This is a genomic window from Shewanella gelidimarina, from assembly GCF_023283945.1.
Taxonomy (GTDB): Bacteria; Pseudomonadota; Gammaproteobacteria; order Enterobacterales; family Shewanellaceae; genus Shewanella; species Shewanella gelidimarina.
The window spans coordinates 50,685-68,197 of the sequence record NZ_JAKIKW010000004.1; the positions used below are offsets into that span (position 1 = coordinate 50,685).

The 17,513-nt window shown below is 42.4% G+C and carries 15 protein-coding genes and 1 tRNA gene; 8 read left to right on the forward strand and 8 right to left on the reverse strand.

Going from position 1 to position 17,513, the window contains the following annotated elements:
* Positions 1 to 85: 85 nt before the first annotated feature.
* The 3 genes from L2729_RS05210 to cutA all read right to left on the reverse strand — a co-directional run bounded on the left by L2729_RS05210 (position 86) and on the right by cutA (position 4,109).
* Positions 86 to 1,720: a cation:proton antiporter family protein gene (locus tag L2729_RS05210; RefSeq protein WP_248987301.1), complete on the reverse strand. Its 1,635-nt coding sequence runs from the start codon at positions 1,718 to 1,720 to the stop codon at positions 86 to 88.
* A gap of 257 nt (positions 1,721 to 1,977) precedes the next feature.
* Positions 1,978 to 3,789: a protein-disulfide reductase DsbD gene (locus tag L2729_RS05215; RefSeq protein WP_248987302.1), complete on the reverse strand. Its 1,812-nt coding sequence runs from the start codon at positions 3,787 to 3,789 to the stop codon at positions 1,978 to 1,980.
* Positions 3,786 to 4,109: a divalent-cation tolerance protein CutA gene (cutA, locus tag L2729_RS05220; RefSeq protein ID WP_101092422.1), complete on the reverse strand. Its 324-nt coding sequence runs from the start codon at positions 4,107 to 4,109 to the stop codon at positions 3,786 to 3,788. Before cutA ends, L2729_RS05215 begins: the two co-directional genes overlap by 4 nt.
* A gap of 329 nt (positions 4,110 to 4,438) precedes the next feature.
* On the opposite strand from cutA, the gene L2729_RS05225 reads away from it, so the two are divergent.
* Positions 4,439 to 5,056 carry an FxsA family protein gene (locus L2729_RS05225; RefSeq protein ID WP_248987459.1) on the forward strand — a complete coding sequence of 206 codons (618 nt, stop codon included), beginning with the start codon at positions 4,439 to 4,441 and terminating at the stop codon, positions 5,054 to 5,056.
* Positions 5,057 to 5,058: 2 nt separating this feature from the next.
* Here the strand turns inward: L2729_RS05225 and L2729_RS05230 are convergent, their stop codons facing one another.
* A complete protein-coding gene (locus L2729_RS05230; protein WP_248987303.1) occupies positions 5,059 to 6,861 on the reverse strand; it encodes a serine/threonine protein kinase in 1,803 nt (600 codons plus the stop codon).
* A gap of 291 nt (positions 6,862 to 7,152) precedes the next feature.
* Between L2729_RS05230 and L2729_RS05235 the strand changes: the two genes are divergently transcribed.
* Both L2729_RS05235 and L2729_RS05240 read left to right on the forward strand, forming a co-directional pair.
* A complete protein-coding gene (locus tag L2729_RS05235) occupies positions 7,153 to 7,503 on the forward strand; it encodes a hypothetical protein (RefSeq protein ID WP_248987304.1) in 351 nt (116 codons plus the stop codon).
* Positions 7,504 to 7,667: 164 nt separating this feature from the next.
* Positions 7,668 to 8,327, forward strand: coding sequence for a thiopurine S-methyltransferase (locus tag L2729_RS05240; protein WP_248987305.1), 660 nt, complete (start codon positions 7,668 to 7,670; stop codon positions 8,325 to 8,327).
* 396 nt (positions 8,328 to 8,723) lie between these two features.
* Here L2729_RS05240 and L2729_RS05245 read toward each other — a convergent pair whose 3' ends face one another.
* The gene (locus tag L2729_RS05245) at positions 8,724 to 9,752 is read right to left on the reverse strand and encodes a porin (RefSeq protein WP_248987306.1); all 1,029 of its coding nucleotides are present in this window, start codon (positions 9,750 to 9,752) and stop codon (positions 8,724 to 8,726) included.
* Between the two features lie 492 nt (positions 9,753 to 10,244).
* On the reverse strand, positions 10,245 to 11,306 hold the full coding sequence (locus L2729_RS05250) for a porin (RefSeq protein WP_248987307.1): 1,062 nt from the start codon (positions 11,304 to 11,306) through the stop codon (positions 10,245 to 10,247).
* Between the two features lie 384 nt (positions 11,307 to 11,690).
* On the opposite strand from L2729_RS05250, the gene tcdA reads away from it, so the two are divergent.
* Both tcdA and L2729_RS05260 read left to right on the forward strand, forming a co-directional pair.
* A complete protein-coding gene (gene tcdA / locus L2729_RS05255) occupies positions 11,691 to 12,506 on the forward strand; it encodes a tRNA cyclic N6-threonylcarbamoyladenosine(37) synthase TcdA (protein WP_102039606.1) in 816 nt (271 codons plus the stop codon).
* A 187-nt stretch (positions 12,507 to 12,693) separates the two neighbouring features.
* On the forward strand, positions 12,694 to 13,311 hold the full coding sequence (locus L2729_RS05260) for a superinfection exclusion B family protein (protein WP_248987308.1): 618 nt from the start codon (positions 12,694 to 12,696) through the stop codon (positions 13,309 to 13,311).
* Between the two features lie 127 nt (positions 13,312 to 13,438).
* Here the strand turns inward: L2729_RS05260 and L2729_RS05265 are convergent, their stop codons facing one another.
* Positions 13,439 to 13,573: a DUF3149 domain-containing protein gene (locus L2729_RS05265; RefSeq protein WP_248987309.1), complete on the reverse strand. Its 135-nt coding sequence runs from the start codon at positions 13,571 to 13,573 to the stop codon at positions 13,439 to 13,441.
* A gap of 320 nt (positions 13,574 to 13,893) precedes the next feature.
* Between L2729_RS05265 and L2729_RS05270 the strand changes: the two genes are divergently transcribed.
* A tRNA-Leu gene (locus L2729_RS05270) sits at positions 13,894 to 13,978 on the forward strand.
* 631 nt (positions 13,979 to 14,609) lie between these two features.
* On the opposite strand, the gene L2729_RS05275 is transcribed toward L2729_RS05270, so the two are convergent.
* Complete coding sequence (locus L2729_RS05275; RefSeq protein WP_248987310.1) at positions 14,610 to 15,287, reverse strand: TorF family putative porin; 678 nt, start codon at positions 15,285 to 15,287, stop codon at positions 14,610 to 14,612.
* 599 nt (positions 15,288 to 15,886) lie between these two features.
* Between L2729_RS05275 and nrfD the strand changes: the two genes are divergently transcribed.
* Both nrfD and dsrO read left to right on the forward strand, forming a co-directional pair.
* Entirely contained in the window at positions 15,887 to 16,783 is an 897-nt protein-coding gene (nrfD, locus tag L2729_RS05280) for an NrfD/PsrC family molybdoenzyme membrane anchor subunit (protein WP_248987311.1), read from the forward strand.
* 9 nt (positions 16,784 to 16,792) lie between these two features.
* Entirely contained in the window at positions 16,793 to 17,509 is a 717-nt protein-coding gene (dsrO, locus tag L2729_RS05285) for a sulfate reduction electron transfer complex DsrMKJOP subunit DsrO (protein ID WP_248987312.1), read from the forward strand.
* Positions 17,510 to 17,513 lie beyond the last annotated feature (4 nt).

Sequence of the window (17,513 nt, forward strand, 5' to 3'; positions counted from 1 at the left end):
TTATTGTGCCAAACAACATACGTGATAGCGGGAATAATGTATACAATATATCTAGCGGTATACTTTATTAGCCTGTAAAGGTGAGTTAACGGTCACTTCGAGGATGATTCACAGCTTCGGGGTGATCAGGTGCTGCGCCCTGAGGGCTGAGCAACTCTTTGACCACATGATCAACAAAACCCGCACCCGCCGCTTCGTATAGGTTATAAACACTGTGCACACCTGATGCACTCAGGACATCAGCATCTTCTTTATACTGCACGATAGCACTCAGTTTACCTTGGTAATCTAAGCGCTTAAGCTGCTCAACGGCAAATAGGTTACCTACGTGGTGCGGCATCGCCAATAGCACTAGTTCTAGATTCGGGGCTTTATCCAGTTTCTCCCAAAAGTCGGTATCAGAGGCATCCCCTTGAACCACATTACGCCCTTGTTGGTGGTGAAAGTCGACCAACTCTTGCTTGTGTTCAATGCCAAGGATTTCACCCTCATATTGCACTCTTAACTCGTCATATGCACCGGAACCAATTCGGCCCATGCCTAGAATAAGAAATCTTGGATTACCTACGAGGATAGGACGGTCTTCTGGATGTAACGGGTGTTTCTCTAGTCGTTGTAATCGACGTTGGTATTTTTGATAAAGTCGATTAGCAGCAATATTTAGCGGTGCAGAAAACAAAAAACTAAAACTTAACGCAACGGCCAAAATGACCATCCATTGCGATGGCAACCAGCCTTTTGAGGTGGCGACAGCAGCAACAATTAAGCCAAACTCACTGTAATTACCTAGGCTAAAGGAGGTTAGTAGCGAGGTGCGTGAACGCAATTTAAAGTGCGTTAACAGATAGAGGAATAACATGATTTTTATCGGTACCACGAGTACCAATATCGCCGCTAAGCCGATATCTGAGAAGGAGGGGAGACCATTGAGACCCACGGTAAGGAAAAAGGCGACTAAGAAGAGTTCTTTAAAGTAAAACAGTGATTTTGCCAGCTCTGATGACTTTGGGTGTCCCGCCAATAGAATACCAATAACCAGCGCGCCGAGATCTGGCTTTAGACCGACTATTTCAAATAACCATGCGCCCAGCACTAACGCCATGACTAAGCCGAAAAGAACCAGCAGTTCACCGTGGCCAACGCGGTCAAATAACTTGTAAATTAGCGGTCTTGCTAAGGGAAGTAACAACAAGCCTAGCGCCCAATATGAGGGGATATCTCCTTTAGAAATTGTTAAAAAAGCCACGGCAAAGATATCTTGCATAATCAAGATACCAATCGCAACGCGTCCATAAAGGGATTCCATATCACCTTTATCTTCTAAGATTTTTACTGCAAGAATGGTACTCGAAAAACTCAAGGCAAATGCCAACAACCCGAGCTGGTTGAGTCCAAGACCTGTTAGCTGCTCTAAGCCCAATAATCCTAAGAGTTTTAACAGTGGAATGAAAAATAGCATGGAGCCAAGCAGGTGCAGGCTGGAGCCAGCCCAAACTTCTACTTTAAATAAACTGCGAATATCCAGTTTAAGGCCAATGGCAAACAAGAGTAGGGTGACGCCCAAGTTAGCCAATTGTTCTAACATGGGTAGGCTGGATTCTTCAATCCCAAACAGAAACAACACAAATCCCGCTACTAAATAGCCGATCAATGGGGGCAGTCCCACACGGCTAACTAACATGCCGCAGGCTAAGGTGATAATGAGTATCGCGGGTTCCATGGTGCTCCTTGCAAAAGGGTATATTAATGCATCATTGTACTAGAACTTTATGACATCGGACTGAAATTTAACAATTATTTTATTGCGAGTTATCAGTGTTGTTTTACTGCTAAATGCAAGGGGGTAATGGGGTAAGTAAAAATTGAAATGCAAATTATGGATATAAAAAAGCCTCTGTCGAATGCACAAATGAAGGGCATTTCAATACAGAGGCTTAAGCTTGTGCCGTAGGTGACTAAATCACCCGTGCATCACGATTACTTCACAAGATGATCTAGATGTTCTGCGAAAGCTTTAGGGCGCATAAAACCAGTGACTCTTAAGTCGTCTCTTATGGCGCCGCTTTCATCGAACATGAGCAATGTTGGTAAGCCTAAAACGTCGTAATACTCTAGTAGGGCAACATCGATATCATCGCTTTTAGTGACGTCAGCTTGTAGCAGTACCATCTTGTCCATACGTGCCATTACTGCAGTATCTTTGAAGGTGATAGCCTCAAATTCCTTACAAGCAACACACCAGTCAGCGTAGAGATCTAACATCACTGTTTTGCCTTGTGCTGAAGCAGCTGCAATCTCACTGTCGAGATCTTCAAGCGACTTAATACGCTTAAATGTATGGCTTTGCTGCGCTGAAGTTAGGTTAGCGTTGGCATGAGACGTAAAGCCAAAATGATTCATAACAGCTTGCATACCATAGGAGAAACTCCCAAGGAAAATAAGCAACAGTAGTACTGCTCGGGTGGTTTGTTTCCAGCTAAATTCCGTTAGCTTATTTTGATGCATTAGGTAACCGACAAAAACAACGCCCCAAAGTGACCATAAGACATCGGAGATAAAGTCTGGCCAAATTCGCCCTAGCATGACGATAGAGACCGCAATCAGTAGGAAACCAAAAATGGTCTTGATGATATCCATCCAGCGCCCGGCTCTTGGTAGGATTTTTCCGCCAGAGGTACCAATAATAAGCAGCGGTATGCCCATGCCCATGCTCAACACATATAGTGCTAAGAAGCCTTGTAGTAGATCGCCAGTTTGTGCCACATAAATGAGTGCACCTGACAGTGGCGCAGTGGTACAAGGCGAGGCGACCAATCCTGAGATAACGCCCATCAAGAACACACCAATGACGTTGCCGCCTTTTTGGCTATTCGATATTGAATTCATCTTCTCTTGCCACTTCGATGGCAGTTTAAGATCGTACAAGCCAAACATTGATAAGCTTAAAACGAAGAATAATATCGCCAGCACAATCAGTACAGCAGGGTGCTGCAGCGCCGCTTGATATTTCATACCGGCGGAGGCAACAACAAGCCCAACTAGCGAGTAGGTGATTGCCATACCTTGGACATAAACCATCGACAAGCCAAAGGCTTTAGCGGTAGAGAGCTTTTCTCCTTGGCCGACAATGATGCCTGACAAAATGGGATACATCGGGAACACACACGGCGTTAATGCCAGTCCAATGCCCAAACCAAAGAAGATCACCAAGGTCCAAATAAGGCTGTCGCCTGCAAGCATCTGGCTTAAGCTATCTTGTTGTGTAATTGGGGCAGCGTCGGTATCGCTAGCCGCAGTGGCCTGGCTACCGGGGAGATCGAGTATGCCGTCATTGGCACTAACATCGGTTAGCACTGCGGTGCGCTTGGTCGGTGGGAAGCAGAGCTTACCTTCGGCGCAACCCATAAAGGTGACGTTGAGTGTGTCTCCCGCCGCCGCTTCTTTTATGGCAACCGGCATTTCGACATAAGAGTAATAAACTTCTTGCTCGCCAAAGTACTCATCATTGTGAGACTTACCTTTAGGCAGCGCTATTTCGCCCAGTACTGCGCCATCAGCTTCAAACTTGAGTTTGTCGCGGTACATGTAGTAGCCGTCGGCAATAACCCAGCTAATTTTGACTTTATCGCCTTCCTGTTTAAAGTCGAAAACAAATGCTTGATCAACAGGCATCAGCTCTGGTTCGCCGTCTAAAAAGGAGAATTTATTAGTATTGAAAATATTTTCGGCATACGCTAATGGACTAAGCAGTAGCAGAGAGGCTACAAAAAGAGTAATGATTTTTTTCATGGTTGTGTGGTTTCTTTTATCCAATCAAAATAGGCTGGCAATCCCTGTGTTACAGGTACTGCTATTAGCTCGGGAACATCGTAGGGATGCAGTTCCAATACTGCAGTTTCAATCGCTGCGTAGTGCTTGGCGAGACACTTAATCTGTAAACAGAACTCTTTTTCTTCACAAATTTCACCTTGCCATTCATATACGGATGTCATCAAGGATGAGATCTGTACACATGCAGCAAGTTTGCCCTGTACTAGCGTGTGAGCTAAAGATTTAGCCAACGCTTCGTCTGGGCTGGTGGTCATTACCAGTAAGAATTCATTGTCCATTAAACACATCTTTCCTGTTGATGGCTTGCTCAATGTGCACTGCACAGATTAAACCTGCTTTAAGGTTATTGAGGTAAGCTTGTTGCTGCGATTACCACTAACGGTACTTTACGTGTTTTGCCTAATGCATGCATTAAGGCATTGCTAAAATAGTGATACCAGTAGTTTTTGCTTACAAATGCTTAGGCATTTCAGCTGAAACACTAGCGATTCACCTGTTTATTGTCATAATTCAACCCTGTATTAGGCGAGAGTTGGCTATGCGACTTGAAAATAGACCGACTAACCCCAATTTAGTTTTCATCACCACAAAAAAATGTGAGGTCAGTGTGTTTTTTATTTTGTTAATAATTTTTGTTTTAGTGCCTGTAATGGAGCTATCTGTACTGATCCGAGTGGGTGAAGCCTTCGGCAGTTGGACCACCGTGGGATTGGTTATTTTTACCGCCGTTGTAGGCGTGTCGTTAGTGCGAAGTCAAGGTATTAGCACCTTGATGCAAGTACAACAAAAGATGGCTCGTGGCGAAGCGCCAGGGCAGGAAATTGTTGAGGGAATGATGTTAGCGGTCGCGGGGCTACTGTTGCTTATTCCCGGTTTTGTAACCGACTTTCTTGGCTTGATTTTGTTAACCCCCTTTACTCGAATTCCTGTCGCGGGTTATTTCTACAAGCGGATGCAGCTTAAAGTTAAAGCCAATGGCGGCTTTCAGAGCGGTTTTGGTCCAGGCGCTGGTATGGGCGGCCAAGGCAATCCATTTGGTCAGCAAGGTGGCCAGCCACCCTTTGATGATAACAACACTTTTGATGGTGACTTTGAACGCAAAGTGGATCCTAGTGATAAGCGCCCTGAAACCCACCAAGTCGAAAGTGCACTTGATGAGGACGACAAACATCCAGCTGATAAAGCAGAGCCTAAATCTAAACCAGAACCTAAATCTAAACCATAGCGTTAGCCCTGTTTCGGATTTCGCGGATAAAAGAGATCCGGTTTACGTTCTACATGGTTAAATTTTCGGGTGTTTTTATAGGGAAGTTTCATAAATCCTGACACCCCTTTGCCTTGTATTTTATCGACATGACTTAAAATGCGGTCTAAACAGCCGCGAAACGCCGCTTGTTTTCTTGGGTTAAGCAAGCGTAAGTAGCTGTGGATCTTCATGTGGTTAGGCAGTGCTTCGAAGATGATGCAGCCGGTATGATGGATCTGGTTGATTATCGCAAGTTCAGTCATGATCTCTTTTGGAAGTTCTAAATTTTCCTCTGGATCGCGACCATCTTCAAAGTAAGAGTGCAGTCTGGAGCGATCTTCCAAAGAGGGCACATCACCGACTTCAAAAGGGAGCTGTTGTTCGCACCCCATGATAAAGGGTTGCTGACTGTCTTCCCGCTCAATATGCAGAGTATCTCTGGCGTTAAAGAAACAGGCTTTAAATACCCCGATACGGTGAATGCCGCAGGCCAGAGTGACCATGTTATTGACCGATATTGTTAACGCTTTCTTCTGACTTTCATTATATAACGCAAGATTAGAATCAATAAATACCCCGTTTTCTCGCCAATGAATAGCCAAGCCACCGACGATGTCATATTGCGCTAATCGACCAACTGCGGCGATAAACCCTTTTTCAGTATCGCCCATACCTGCCATAAAGTTACGGTAGTATTTCTCTAACTGTAGATCATCCATTTTGGCGATGGGGTCATCCGCGTTGTGCTCTTTTAGAAAGGCTTTACGTGAGCTATAGCTTACCGTTTCAACTTCTTTATTGCTCGCCAATACCCAGACAGGGATCTCAGCGATAAGCGGCCCTGTATTGATTTCTGGCAGGTGCATTCTATGGCTATGAGCCATGCTTTTGACAAAGTAATCACCCGCTTTCTTTCGTTGAATAGGATCTTCACTCAACATGCCATCCAGCGTTTTGGCAAGTTCAACGGGTAAGCCAATGCTGGTGGCGGGAATGACTTTACTGCCAAAGCGACTGGCTTGACCGGAGGCTAATGCATAGAGTGTTGCAGCGACGCCTTGCTCATCAAATCGTGGACTCGACAGCGCGCCATTCAATTGCTCTTCACCGATAAAATACACGTCACCCATACGAGCATTAGTATGTTGATGATCGCTTGACATTAAGTCCATTACATTGCCGTTTACGGGATTACCGTCATTGTCGCGCTGGGCAAATACCGCAGAGCCCCAATCAATTAAAGACAGATGTTGGCTTTTCAGATCATAAACCAGATTTGACGGTTTAATATCGCCATGGATAAGCGGTCGGCCGTTATGTAAATACTTGAGGATCGCCGCTAATTGGCGTGCAATGTTCATTACTATTGCCACAGGCAGGGCGCCAATACGTAAACAGAGTTGCTCTAAGTCCTCTCCTGGTGCTCTGGCCATCACCAGAATACCTTGCTTACCCACATGCTGAAATTTGATTGCTGGGGGCACATTGGGATGGATGACCTGAGAGAGCATAAATGCTTCCTCTTCAAGCCTATCCTGCACATGCTGCGGTAGCGTTAAGCGAGAGAATTTAAACACATGGGCCTGACCTTGTGCGTTAACCCCGGCAAATACAAAGCCATAAGCACCTTTACCCACTAACTCGAACTCTTCATAGCCGAGCTTACTGAGTTGCTGCTTACAGAGTCTTATCCACGCGCGATGCTTGCGTGCATCATTCGCTGCAAGCAGATAGATCGATTGCTCTTCAGATATATAAAAGTGCTGTAGTTCGGGCGTTTGCAATGCTCACTCCTTGTTATACCAATTCCCACTGAATGAACAGATACTTAATGCAATTGATATTAATGCTCCTTATTAAATCAACATTAGCCGCGATAGTCCAAGCTGATTGAATCAGATGAAAAAATTTGCTGTTTAAAAGGGAGGAGTCAGTCACACCTAACTAATTATTTCGGAAGAGATATTGATGTACATCAATTCTGTAACAATAAGAGAAAGGTAATCTTGAAGTCAGTACTAATATGGAAGATATAAACTTAATTGAGTAAGTGCAATCTGCACAAAGGTGATTATATGTCAGGGTTAGATAAGTCGCGGTTGATCGAGTTACTCGAGTATCCTAGGCAGCGTATTCTTCAGTCGATGGAGTTGAATCAATGTCCACATGCGGGATTTTTTAATCATACCGACATGCGGTGCATCAATTGTCATCAAGGGATGGAATGCACGTGGATGAATCACAATGATGAAACCATAGCTGTCGATCAAAAAACCGAAGAAGAGATTAAGCAGCAGTTACTCGTCGCTGTCGATTTTATTGATTCGAGCCTAAGTCCACACCATTTGTCTCGTCGTCATTGTGAATGTGAAAACTGCACCTGGCTTAAAAATGTACAAAAAGCGTTAAATATTTCTGCTAAATAATCAGCTTTGTTTTCCTTTTGCTAATCTAGAGTGTTGGCTTTAAAGTATAGGTAAGCGTGGTATACCAAACTTGAAATATCGCTAGGCGGTGGTTTCCCTTCTGTTTTACGATAAATATATCAAGTCTTAGGATATACCCTATTTAATACTTTAGGACCTTCGCTATGCAACCAAGCTTTTGGCACGACAAATGGGATGCCCAACAAATCGGGTTTCATCTCAGTGCCGTAAACCCGTTATTAATTCAGTATTGGCCCCAGTTGCACCTAGCCGCAAGCGCCCAAGTGTTTGTGCCTTTGTGTGGTAAATCTTTAGACATGTGTTTTTTAGCTGAACAAGGCCATGATGTGCTGGCTTGTGAGTTAAATGACCTGGCAGTATCGCAGTTTTATCAAGATAATGACCTACCTTATAGTGTCGATAAAACGGCTGAACATCAGCGTTACCACACCGAACAGATCACTATCTATCAAGGTGATATTTTTACTTTGCACAGTGCAGAAATGGCAAACACCGTAGCTTTTTATGATAGAGCGGCGTTAATCGCTTGGCCTGAAGAGATGCGAGTTAACTATGCAAAGCAACTTGCTCACTTGATCCCTATTGGGAGTGTTGGGCTATTAATTACCTTAGATTACCCGCAAGCAGAGCTTAATGGTCCGCCATTTGCGGTATCGAATGGTTGGGTCATGGCAAACATGAGTGATAAGTTTGAGATTGAATGTTTAGCGACAAATGATGTGTTAAGTGACAACCCACGCTTCGTGAAAAAGCAGGTGTCTTCGTTAACTGAGTCGGTTTATAAGTTAACGAGAAAAGGGTAGGAGGCGATTAAGAGCCGGTAGAAGCCGAACAAAGACGGTAGAAGCTGATTAAAGCCGAACAAAGTAGAAGCCGAACTAAGACGATAGGAGCCGATTAAGAGTCGATTAAAGACGGTAGAAGCCGGAAAAGATAGTCGTTGATCATCTTTTATCTTTTGTTTTTTACCGTAAGCGAAGCGTTCCGTAAGTGAGCCTGTGAACGTTCTGTAATCTTTAATCTTTAATCTTTAATCTTTAATCTTTAATCTTTAATCTTTAATCTTTAATCTTTAATCTTTAATCTTTAGCGCAACGTTCGTCTTGGCACTTTTCGTCGCGACTCTTAGCCATTAAAAAAGCGACCTAAAAGGTCGCTTTTTTGCTTTCAATCGTTAGGGAGTCTTAAGACTCAATCGATTAGAAGTTGTAACGAACACCAACAGTGAAGATATTGTCATCTTCTAGGTCATCTTTACGAGCTAGAGTGCTGTAATCACCTTCGTACATAGCGTAATGGCCATATACCATAGTTGACTTAGAAACCTTGTAGTCAGCACCGATAGTGATAGATGTGATATTTACATCAGTAGTTTCTGTAGTCTGGATTCCTGAACGCTTAGCGTATAGACCAAGACCCGCTTCATCTTTACCGTACTCAGCTTTAAGGTTAACGCCGTTCAGGTTGTAAGCCACGTTTACAAAGTAAGTGTTACCTTCAAGATTTGGCTTACTGATGCTTTCAGAGTTCTGGAACAGGCCGCCTAGCTTGAAGTCACCTAATTTAACTTGAGCCACACCACGGTAGGCATCCATATCAGCTATGCCTTTATTGTAAGCACCGGCTACATAAAAGTTTTGTGCTTTAAGCTTCTTGTCACCGATAGTCGCACTTAATGCGTACTGCTCATCGGCGTCTGTAACACCAGCTTGGTTGTTGTCAGTCATCAGATAAGTCGCGTTAAGCGTTACCAGATCGGCAATCTTTGGCGAGTAGTACCAGATACCATCAGCAGCACGAGTCTGTGCACCGACCAAACGGTCGATATCGGCGTTTGTGTTACCGAATGCGTCAACACCACCCTCAGCTTGCTTGAATACTGTGTCGTTACGACCAACAAGTACGGTACCGGCAGTTGTCTTAAGACCTAGGAAAGTGTTACGAGCCTTGAAAACATCGCCTTTAGAAGAGGTATTTTCAACCTGAAATTCCATCTGGTAGATCACATCAATGTTGCTAGATAAGCTTTCGCTACCTTTAACACCTACGTGAGAGAAGTTATTCTCTATAACAGTGCCTTCTTTATTTTCTCGAGAAGTTAGACCTGTGTCAGAGTTCGTTACAGAAAGGTCTAAACGACCGTAAAAGCTTGGACTTTCGGCTAGCGCGCCGAATGAAGCTAGGGTTAAAACTGATGCCACTGATGCAGAGATAAGTGTCTTTTTCATTTCATTTGCTCCCAGAACCTAAGTTCTTATACGTTTCTTATGGTTTTTTACATAAACTTTTGTTTTTGTTACAAGCATCCGAGCTCATAACAATTGTGGGAGCAAATATTACAGTTTTATGGCTATGAGATTGTGGGCTAGATCAAGTTTTTAGTTTTACACGATAGAATTGCTGCTTTTTTGTGATAATTAAATTGTTTTGGTTGCTTAAATGCTCATTTAGATAAATACGGTCTTAAATTAGTATCTCTAAAGGAGTACTGGTGTGGCTTTTGGTAAAACTTGTTGATGCTGTATTAGTGAGTTTGAAAGGCTTAATAGCGAATATTTATGCTAAAACTAAAGGTTGAAAAATTGTTGTGAGCAGATTACAGCCAGAAAGGTGGGTTAAGTAGCTTAAATGTTACTTTTGTGTTGCGGTTGGCTTTTTCATCATCAGCGGTAATAAAAAAGGCAGCTATCGCTGCCTTGATTAATTAGATATTTTTAATGCTAGAAATCTAAACGGAAACCAACAGTGACGATGTCGTCACTTAAGTCTTGTTTTACGCTACTTAGCATCATGTCGCCATCATATTTAGTATAGTGACCGTAAACGAGCATGCTTTTGCTTAGACGGTAGTCTGCGCCAACACTGAATTGCTGTATATCAACATTGCTAACCGTTTCCAGTGAGCCGTCATTGCCACCAACATAGTTGCTAACATACTTACCCAGACCTGAGTCATCGCTACCGTACATAGCTTTAAGCTTTAAGTTGCCCATTAGATAGGCAACGTTTACAAAATAAGTGTCGCCTTCTAGGTTGTCATACTTACTGTCAACATGTTCACTGTTTTGGTAGAAACCACCAAGAATGACATTTCCAAGCTTAACTTGAGCTACACCACGGTAAGCGGTTACATTTTCAATGCTGTCATTATAGGCAGCTGATACGAAGTAGTTTTGCGCTTTAAGGGCTTTATCACCGATGGTAGCGCTTAGGGCATACATATTATCAGTGTATTTTTCTTCGTCAGCAGCATTAAGCTGATCGTAGTTGTCGTCCATCAAATAGGTAGCGTTTAAGGTCACAAGATCGGCGATTTTTGGTGAGTAGTAAGTGAATCCATCAGCACTACGTGTTTGGCCTGCGGCTAACCGATCGATATCTGAGTTAGAGTTACCAAATAGGTCAAATCCACCTTCTGAAGCTTTAAATACAGTATCGTTACGACCAACAAGAATGGTACCAGCTGCAGCAGACTGAAGGCCTAGATATGTATTACGGGCGCCGAATGTGTCGCCAGTATTATCAAAGTTACTGACACCAAATTCCATTTTATAAACAACGGCTAAATCATCATTAATTTTTTCAGTGCCTTTAACACCTATCCAAGAGAAGTTATTCTCGATAATTGTGCCTGATTTTTGATTTTGAGTTGCAACACCTAGATCAGAGTTAGTCATTGCAAGATCAGCACGGCCATAAAAACTAGGGCCATCAGCTAATGCTGTAAAAGAGGTGGCGGCTAGTACTGAAATAATCGTGGCGGAGAGAACTGTTTTATTCATTTTTCATCTTCCTGTAGCGTGTTGCTATTCTAAGTTTGGGCTTGCAATCTCGGCTATTTGATTAGTTGAATAACCAAGCTGAAGCTGTATTTTCGGCCAAAATATACATTGAAAGAAAAGTTAGATGCGTGATCTTGGTCATGTTATGCGGATCATTCGCGATACTGGTCATGGTTGTTTACTTATATTAAACAAGTATTTAATTCAAATGAGACGAGTAGTTACAATGATATTTCTGGTTTGCCTTTTTTGGTCAAAACTGTTCACATAGCTCTCATTGTTGATGGTAAAACTTTAGAGTTTTACGCAGATTTGAGATAAAATCGACCATCGCGCTCTATCTATTACATCTCCCAATTGAGTATTACCTTGAAAAATCAAATGTTGTCAGACGCCTACTTAAATCGTTTTGCTGGAATTGGCCGTTTATATGGTCAAGAAGCACTGCATTACTTTGCGCAATCTCACGTGGTTGTCGTAGGAATTGGTGGTGTCGGCACTTGGGTTGCTGAATCACTGGCAAGAAGTGGTGTAGGCCAAATCAGCTTGATCGATCTTGATGATATTTGTGTTACTAACACTAATCGTCAATTACATGCGTTAAAAGAGACTATTGGTGAATCTAAAGTCGAGGTTATGGCACAGCGCTTAAAGCAGATCAATCCAGAGTGTATCGTTAATGAGATTGAAGACTTTATTACCGTCGACAATTTGTCAGCCTATTTTCAAGGGAAGAAGGCTGGTGGCGATTTGGACTACGTTATTGACTGTATTGACGCGGTAAAACCCAAGACAGCACTAATAGCCTGGTGTAAACGCCAAAAGTTACCGATTGTTACCGTGGGTGGTGCGGGTGGACAGTCAGATCCGACCCAAGTGCAGGTGACAGATCTTGCGAAAACCTATCAAGACCCTCTGCTGGCTAAGGTGCGCAATTTACTGAGGCGTGAGTATAACTTTTCAAAAAATGTCGCTCGTCGATTTGGTATTGAAGCGGTATTTTCTACCGAGCAGTTAGTTTACCCACAAGCTGATGGCTCTGTTTGCAATACAAAGGCTGCGGCAGATGGCAGTATGCGTATGGATTGCGCTTCTGGATTTGGCGCGGTTACCGTGGTGACGGGCACCTTTGGTTTTGTGGCTGTCAGTCGAGTACTGACTAAGCTAGCAGCTAAAGCAAAGCTCACAGAATCATCATAATCATTATATAGTCATCATAGGTATCTAGTTGATGATACCTATTCTCTTCCTTACGGTCAGATGCTGTCTTTCTGGCGGTGAACCGTTTTTGCACTAAATAATTTGATCCTTGTTGTTTTGAAGCGATCTTTGGCATATTTTTTGCTTTTATCTAGCTAATAACAGATTTCTGACACTGGGTTTAGCTATGCAAAAAATGAGTTTCGCTGCACTTTCTTTTAAAGGGGTATCAATTAAAACATTGATGTTTAAAGCAATGCTGTGGCTTTCATTAGCATGTGCGGCACTGTTATTTAGCCCTGTCACATTATTAGCATCAATTAAGCTTGCTGAATTTTCAGAGCGTAATGCACATTTTATTGGCTTAGGCTTGATTATAGGCACAGCCTATTTATTGACGCAGATCCTCAATTATTTTCTCGACGAAGCGATTAGCTATTTAAGTGACAAACGATCAGTTGAAGTGATTGAAGAGAAGGTTAAACTGCTCGACCCTATCGAGCGTGCTTTACTGAGAGAATTCTTTCTACAAGGTGAGACGATTTTAACCTTGCCTGAAGCAGAGCAAGCCGTTAAAAGTTTATCAACAACAGGTATTTTGGAGCGTCTTGGTAACCAGAAGCACTACGCTATCCAAGGTTCAACTGCAGACTTTAAAATATCGATGCGTGCGCGAGAGCATTTAAATCGTCAAGTATTACGTTTCCCTATCGGTGAACCAAGCCCTGAAGAGATGAAAAACCTGATTAAAGCCCGTCCGCAGTTTATCAATAGCTTTGTCACACCGCGTAAACACGCCGCATAACGGTTGGTTACGGAAATAGAAATAGATAAAAACAGCCAATTATTGCTGAAAGGCACTGTGCTCTGATGTAAAAACAGCACAAAAAAATGGGGGCAAATAGCCCCCTGCATTAATAGAACGTTGGAGATTAGTTCTCAGGATCCGCAGACTTGGTATAGAACATCCACATTAGATAGGAAGCGATGCCTATCGTACTAAAAATAACAATCATTGATAGCAAGCCGATAGCGTTGCCAAACATCAAATCTAACCAGAATGCCATGTGCGAAATCCTCTTTCTTATTAATTCATAGCCAAAGTACTCCTGTCCTAACGAGCAGTAATTGATCTTGGTCAAGTTAGCGCTCTGTTATTAGATATTTGATGCGTTATTGTTAATAAGGATGGTGTTGATCACGTTTCGCTAATTATCTTATTCGCTAAAGTAAGTTTTTTAACGCCGATTAGACGCAATCTACCGCCCTTGAGTCTGAATTTTGTTCAGTTGATGAGAAAGTCAAAGCAAAGTGCTTGCCATTCCTATATCCACAGGTATAATCCGCATCACTCCTTGAGGTTCACCTCTCTGAGTACAGTAACAAAGCCTGAGTGGTGGAATTGGTAGACACGTCGGATTCAAAATCCGATTTCGAAAGAAGTGACGGTTCAAGTCCGTCTTCAGGTACCATTTCTCTTAAAGAGAAATAATCAAGCCGACATTAAGTCGGTTTTTTTGTGTCTAAAATTTGTGGTTTTACTGTAATTCCCTTTTGTTCGTCATTCCTCAAGGCTAGATGTTTTCCATCTAACCGATGCAGCGCAGTCAATCGCTCGTACACTATGTCGATAAGCTAAAGCGCCGGTGCTGATTATTCATAGAGAGAATGATCATCGGGCCCATTTCGAGCATGTGCGGTTACTGCGGGACGCTTTAGATGAGGCTTAACATCCTGACGAGTGGTTGGTTAAAGTAAGAGGATGTGGTTTCTAGAAGGAAGAGAACATTATTGAGGCTAATCTATAAGATATTGGCCTTTCTAGATAAGTACATCGGCCACTAGCCTCTGATATTAAAAAAGGCATTCGTGATGAATGCCTTTTTTACTAAATAAGTGATTATTAACTGTTTAGGATCTCTAAGGGTAGCGCAAGCATACCATCACTGTTATATAGGTTTTTTTATGACTTAAACTTGTATTTATTCACCCGTTATACCGCGGGTAATGATGTTTTAATTTAAGTGCTAACTTACCCTAGGTTAGATATTTTTTATGCAGATTGCAGCTACGGTTTCCGACTGCGTGACTTAATGTGGAAAGTTAGAAATTATATGCTAAACCAACCATGTAGTGGTCATCGTTAAACTCGTGGTAACTGGCTTCTAGCATTAGATCCAACTGCGACAGTAGCGGATAACTGTAACGCAGTGCGATATCGTAGGCTGTATCAGCTACTTTGCCATTATCATCAAACTCATAGGCTTCGGCATCAGTAAATAGACCCGCATGTGCTACCAGATTACTGTTATTAAAGAGTGGGAATGAGTAATTTAATTCGCTATACCAGGCTTCTAGATCCTGATCGTAATTAACCGCCAGATTCATTGCCTGATAATCTACCGATAAAGCATATTCGACGCTATAACCTCCAGCCCCGTACGTGTACTTCATGGCATTAAAACCAAAACCTAAATCGTCGTTAACCATGTGATAATAACCGCCATAGTAGTCGATCTCATAGTCGTTTTTGACATCATTTTCATCCTCATAACGATAGGTCTCAAATGCGGTTCCTAAATAAAACCCGCTATCATGTTCGACCATAAGATCGGCTTGAAGTGATGGCTTATCATCGCTAATTGTCTGCCCACGCCAGAGGTAGTTGCTCAACCCCATCATCACTCCTGATGTCGTAAACGGGCTCTCTTCGGCTGCAACTGTCTGACTGGCACTCATAGCCATGGCTATAATGCACGAGGATAGTATTAATTTTTTCATCATTAACCCTTATATTAAATGTTTTTATATTTAATGTTTATTATATTTATTTATTACAAGTCACCTTGTAATGTTTAATTATTCACAGTCTACTTTACAAGCTTTTAGTTTGTTTTGATAAATTTGATTTTAAAAATATAGGAATGATTACAGTTTTATATTTGTTTGTGATTTCTGTTTTGATTTTTACATTGTGATAAATGCTTTTCTTGTTTTACTAAATATCACCTTTAAATATAATCACTTTTCCTTTTTGACCTTTTATTTGCAGTGCTGCTTTACCTTGTTGTTTTTAAACTTATTTTTACTGCGGTTGTCTTTATTGCCTTTCGGGAATTGTATTTTTCGGAATGTATTAAACATGGTTGAAGTCTAGTTATATAAATTGAATCAATGCGTTTATAACATTGTGTGACTTAGTGCTGTTTTCGTTTTGATTAATATTATGTATTATTTTGCCAACGGTCAGGTTTTAATTTAAGTAGTTTATCTTTTTATTTTAAATCGGGCCTTGATTAACTGTAATTGTCTTTGGTTGTCGGTTTGATAGGCATAAGCAGTCGTCAATAAATGTATAAATATTATAATAAGGGATATTTATGAACGAAGTTCATTGGGGGTTGTTAGTCGCAGCCTATCTGTTTTTAGCAGGAGCAGGAGCTGGAGCACTTTTTATTAGTGGTTGTCTCGTGCTCTCTAATAAAATTGAAGTGCCGCATCACTTAGATACGGCAAAAATAAGTGCCATTCTGGGGACACTGTTACTCATTGTTGGTACGGGAATGATCGTATTCGATCTGACCTCATTCCAATACGGGATTGCTCATGGTGATATGAGTAAATTCTTCCGCTTCTATCGCCTGTTTATGACCTTCGAGCCCAGTTCAATGATGAGCATAGGCACCTGGTTGCTGACTTTGGCGATTATCTTTGCTTCGCTCTTTTGTCTCTCATTTAGAGCGAAAGCAAATCAGTCTGGCTATAGCCGACCTTTTGCCGCGATTAATGTGATATTGGCTATCTGTGTTGCTTCATATACCGCGTTACTTATTGGCGATATCAGCCATAACTTGGTTTGGTCAAATAGTATTCTGGTAGTGATCTTTTTACTGTCAGCTCTATCCTGTGGCGCAGCGGTGGTGTTAATGGTTAAAACTCGTCTCAAGATAGTGGATACCAATCACTCCTTCGCAAAATCTGATGCTGCACTGTTGGCGCTCGAGTTACTGACAGTATGTGTGTTCGCCTACTCGATTCGAAATATCAGTATATTTAACGGAGTAGACAACCTGCTTTCGATTTCAAGTGGTGCCGGTGCTATTTGGTGGATAGGCGCAGTTTTAATCGGATTAATAATGCCGTTATTACTGAACTTAACATCAATCATTGGCAAGACTGCTGCATCTCATCGCAAAGAGTATCTGTTAGCAGTGTTGATATTAATGGGTGCATTTTGTTTGCGCTATTCGGTTTTACTCGCGGGTCAGTATTATTAGGAGTCTACGATGCTAGATAGAAGAAGAGCCCTTAAACTATTGGCTGGTGGTGCAATTGCTACAACTGGGGTCATGTTTATGCCTGCGGGCAACGCGATTGCCGCCATTCGTCAACAAGGTAAAAAGCGTCTGGCGATGGTGATCGATCTTAGCCGATGTAATGGCTGTAAAGCCTGTGTTGTCTCCTGTGGCATGGAAAATGGCACTCAACCCGATGAACATCGCACCCAGGTGATCCAAACCAGCGCGGAAATTGGCGACAAACAGTACGCATTCAACCTGCCAATCATGTGTAACAACTGTGAGCAACCCTCATGCGTGTCAGTTTGCCCAACGGGTGCGACATTCAAGCGTGAAGAAGACGGTATCGTCGTCGTAGATTCTACGCTTTGCATCGGGTGTAACTACTGCATTCAGGCATGCCCATACAGCGGAGTACGTTTCACTAACTCAACAACGGGTACTGTAGATAAATGTAACTTCTGCATTCAACGTACCTCCAGAGGCTTGCTGCCCGCCTGCGTAGAAACCTGCACCGGTGGCGCACGTATTTTTGGTGATATTAATGACGTAAACAGTGAGGTATCCAAACTGCTTAGTCAGAGTAACCCTATGGTGCTGCAGGCAAGTAAACAGACTTCACCTAATGTTTTTTATATTGGCTTGACGCAAGAAGAGAGCAACACCGCGTTCAGTATACATTCTCCTCAATTGTGGCAGAGGTAGCATC

What these genes read in the sequence shown, in the direction of transcription:
- L2729_RS05210 (WP_248987301.1), bottom strand. Translation starts at nt 1,720, where the DNA reads ATGGAACCCGCGATACTCATTATCACCTTAGCCTGCGGCATGTTAGTT.
- L2729_RS05215 (WP_248987302.1), bottom strand. Translation starts at nt 3,789, where the DNA reads ATGAAAAAAATCATTACTCTTTTTGTAGCCTCTCTGCTACTGCTTAGT.
- cutA (WP_101092422.1), bottom strand. Translation starts at nt 4,109, where the DNA reads ATGGACAATGAATTCTTACTGGTAATGACCACCAGCCCAGACGAAGCG.
- L2729_RS05235 (WP_248987304.1), top strand. Translation starts at nt 7,153, where the DNA reads ATGTCAGGGTTAGATAAGTCGCGGTTGATCGAGTTACTCGAGTATCCT.
- L2729_RS05240 (WP_248987305.1), top strand. Translation starts at nt 7,668, where the DNA reads ATGCAACCAAGCTTTTGGCACGACAAATGGGATGCCCAACAAATCGGG.
- L2729_RS05245 (WP_248987306.1), bottom strand. Translation starts at nt 9,752, where the DNA reads ATGAAAAAGACACTTATCTCTGCATCAGTGGCATCAGTTTTAACCCTA.
- L2729_RS05250 (WP_248987307.1), bottom strand. Translation starts at nt 11,306, where the DNA reads ATGAATAAAACAGTTCTCTCCGCCACGATTATTTCAGTACTAGCCGCC.
- L2729_RS05260 (WP_248987308.1), top strand. Translation starts at nt 12,694, where the DNA reads ATGCAAAAAATGAGTTTCGCTGCACTTTCTTTTAAAGGGGTATCAATT.
- L2729_RS05265 (WP_248987309.1), bottom strand. Translation starts at nt 13,573, where the DNA reads ATGGCATTCTGGTTAGATTTGATGTTTGGCAACGCTATCGGCTTGCTA.
- L2729_RS05275 (WP_248987310.1), bottom strand. Translation starts at nt 15,287, where the DNA reads ATGAAAAAATTAATACTATCCTCGTGCATTATAGCCATGGCTATGAGT.
- nrfD (WP_248987311.1), top strand. Translation starts at nt 15,887, where the DNA reads ATGAACGAAGTTCATTGGGGGTTGTTAGTCGCAGCCTATCTGTTTTTA.
- dsrO (WP_248987312.1), top strand. Translation starts at nt 16,793, where the DNA reads ATGCTAGATAGAAGAAGAGCCCTTAAACTATTGGCTGGTGGTGCAATT.